Raw genomic sequence first — 3,257 nt, 5'->3', positions numbered from 1 at the left:
CGGGTCGGCGACCAGCCCGGCGAGCAGGACCGCGAGGTGGTCGGCCAGCCGCCGCATCGTGGCCGCGTCGAACACCTCCGTGCTGTACTCCAGAGCGCCGGCCAGCACACCGTCGGACTCCTGGAACTCCACGGTCAGGTCGAAGTTCGAGGCCGCCCGCTCCACGCTCACGGGTTCGACCTGGAGGCCGGTGAACGTGGTCGCCCCGCGCTGGCCGTTCTGCAGCAGCACCATGACGTCGAACAACGGGTTCCGGCTGGGATCGCGCTCGGGTTGCAGGTCGTCGACGAGCCGTTCGAAGGGAACCTCGTCGTGGTCGAACGCGTCCAGCACGGTGTCCTTCACGCCCGCGAGCACCTCGCGGAACGACCGCGTGCCGTCCACATGAGAGCGAAGGACGACGGTGTTGACGAAGAAGCCGACGACCCGGTCCAGCTCGGGCCGGCTGCGCCCGGACACCACCGTACCGACGGCGATATCGTCCTGGCCGGAGTACCGGGCGAACAACACCTGGCACGCCGCGACCAGCACCGTGAAAAGCGTCGTCTCCGTGTCGCGCGCCAGGTCGCCGAGCCGGGCGGTGACCTCGTCCGGGATCGTGAACTCGTGCACGGCGCCGGCCGAGGTACGGACGGCGGGGCGGGGACGGTCCGTCGGCAGCTCGAGGGGCGTCAGCCCCGCGAGCTGTCCCCGCCAGTACCCCAGGTGCTCGTCCATCGCCGGGCCGGACAGCCGCTCACGCTGCCACACCGCGAAGTCCGCGTACTGCAGCGGCGGGGCCGGCAGCGCCGCGTCCTCGCCGCGCACAGCCGCGCCGTACAGGGCGCTCAACTCGTCGGCGAGGACCCCCATCGACCAACCGTCGGTGACGATGTGGTGCGCGGTGAGCAGCAGCACGTGCTCGTCGGCGGCCAGGCGGGCCAGCAGCGCCCGGATGAGCGGTCCCCGGCGGAGATCGAACGGTCGGGCGTACTCCTCGAACAGCAGCCGGTCGAGCGCGTCCCTGCCCTGGCCCTTCGGGTCAGGCACGTCCTCCCGCCGCAGCGGCACGTCACCGGCGGAGTGGACGACCTGGATGCCCTTGCCGTCGACGTCGTCGAACGTGGTGCGCAGCGACTCGTGACGGCCGGCGAGCGCCGTCAGCGCGGTCCGGAGTGCGGTCGCGTCCAGCTTGCCGACGAGGCGCACCGCCAAGGCGCTGTTGTACTCCGCGTCGCCGGGCCGGAGCTCGTTGAGGAACCAGAGGCGCTGTTGGGCGAACGACAGCGGCAGTGGGCCGGAACGGTCACGGTCGGCGCGCGGGATGCGGTCGGACCGCTCGGCCCGCCCCGCGAGCCGTTGCCGCAGCTGTTGCTGAAGGTGAGCGGGGAGGGCGGAGATACGGCTGTCCCTGGATGACGGCATGCGTCTGCTCCTTCTACAGGTCGTCGCGGTTGCCGTCACCGAAGGCAACGCGTTCGAGTTCGCGGAGGATCTTCTCTTCGACCAGCTCCGCCAGCGCGGATACGGTGCGCGTGACCAGGACCTCGCGCGGCGTGAGACCGATGTCGAAGGCATCCTTGATCCGGGAAGCGATGTGCAGGCTGCGGACCGAGTCGCCGCCGAGGTCAAAGAAGTTGTCGTGGATGCCGACCCGGTCGCATTCGAGGACGTCCGCCCAGATGCCGGCGAGCGCGCGTTCGGTGTCGGTACGCGGGGGCTCGTAGCGGCCCACGTCGCCGGCGGTTGCCGGGTCGGGGGCGGGCAGGGCCCGCCGGTCGAGCTTGCCGTTGGGGCTGAGCGGCAGCGCGTCGAGCACCACGTACGCCTGCGGCACCATGTATGCCGGCAACCGGCTCACGAGGAACGCCCGGACCGCTGCGGTATCGATTCCCTCGTCGATTCCCTCGTCGGCCGGCACGAGGTAGGCGACCAGACGTTTCGTACCGGGCTGGTCCTCGCGGGCGACCACCACCGCCTCGGCGACACCGGGATGCTCGTGCAGTACGGATCCGATCTCGCCCGGCTCGATCCGGAAGCCCCGGATCTTGACCTGGTCGTCGGCCCGGCCCAGGAACTCCAGCTGGCCGTCGGCGCGCCAGCGCACCACGTCCCCGGTGCGGTACATCCGCTCCCCCGGCGCATCGTACGGATTCGCGACGAACCGCGCCGCGGTCAACCCCGGGCGGTCCAGGTAGCCACGGGCCAGCCCGATCCCGGCCACGTACAGCTCGCCGGCCACTCCCGCCGGCACCGGGCGCAGCCGGTCATCGAGCACGTACGCCCGGGTGTTCAGGATCGGCTCCCCGATCGGCGGCACTCCGGAGCCGGCCGCGAGCGGGCGGCTCCAGGTGGCCACGACCGTCGCCTCCGTCGGCCCGTACGAGTTGATCATGCGTCGGCCCGGCGCCCACCGGTCCACCAGGTCGGCGCCGCACGCGTCGCCACCCACGATCACGGTCCGGAAGTCCGGCAGGCCGCCCTCGGCCACACTCGGGTCGACCGTGGCCAACGCGGCCGGCGGGATCAGGGCGTGCGTCACGCGGTACTCGTCGAGCACCTTCACGAGGTGCTCGCCCAGCAGCGGCCCGGCCGGCGGCACCACCAAAGCCGCGCCCGACGGGAGCGCCGCGCACAGCTCCAGCACGGACGCGTCGAAGCTCGGCGACGAGAACGCCAGCACCCGGTCCCCGGCGCCCACCTGGTACCGCTCGGTCTCCGCCGCCGCGAAGCTCGCCAGGCCCCGGTGCGTGACCACCACGCCCTTCGGCCGGCCGGTCGAGCCCGACGTATAGATCACGTACGCCGTGTGATCCACGCCCAGTGGCGCGAGCCGATCCTCGTCCGTCACCGCCGTGTACGGCAGCGCCGCGACCGCCGCCAGCACGCCCGGTTCGTCGAGCGCGACCACGCGCACCCCGTCCACCGGCGGTACCCGCGAGGCGAGCGCGCGGGCGGTCAGTACCACCGCCGGCCGGCTGTCGGCCAGCATGAACCGGATCCGGTCGGCGGGATACTCCGGGTCCACCGGTACGAACGCGCCACCCGCCTTGGTCACCGCCAGCTCGGCCACCACCAGCTCCACGGAGCGGGAAAGGACCAGCCCGACCGGCCGCTCGGGCCCCACCCCCAGGTCGATGAGGAATCGCGCCAGCCGGTTGGCCCACGCGTCGACGTCGGCGAAGCTCAGGTCCGTGTCCCCGGACACCAGCGCGGGCGCGTCCGGGGTACGCGCCACCTGGGCCTCGAAGAGCTCCGGCAGGGTCGCGGGTGTCACG

The 3,257-nt window shown here is 72.4% G+C and carries 2 protein-coding genes; both read right to left on the bottom strand.

Annotated features, from left to right (window positions below):
- A partial coding sequence (locus HC031_RS32095; RefSeq protein ID WP_240943295.1) for a condensation domain-containing protein occupies positions 1-1,404 on the bottom strand: 1,404 nt, incomplete at its 3' end.
- A 13-nt stretch (positions 1,405-1,417) separates the two neighbouring features.
- Positions 1,418-3,257, bottom strand: a 1,840-nt coding sequence (locus tag HC031_RS32090) for a non-ribosomal peptide synthetase (protein ID WP_167929217.1), incomplete at its 5' end; no start/stop codon positions are given.

The organism is Planosporangium thailandense (assembly GCF_011947195.1).
Classification (GTDB): Bacteria; Actinomycetota; Actinomycetes; order Mycobacteriales; family Micromonosporaceae; genus Planosporangium; species Planosporangium thailandense.
Note: the sequence above shows the minus strand (reverse complement) of the source record. Positions and strands in the feature narration are given on the sequence as shown.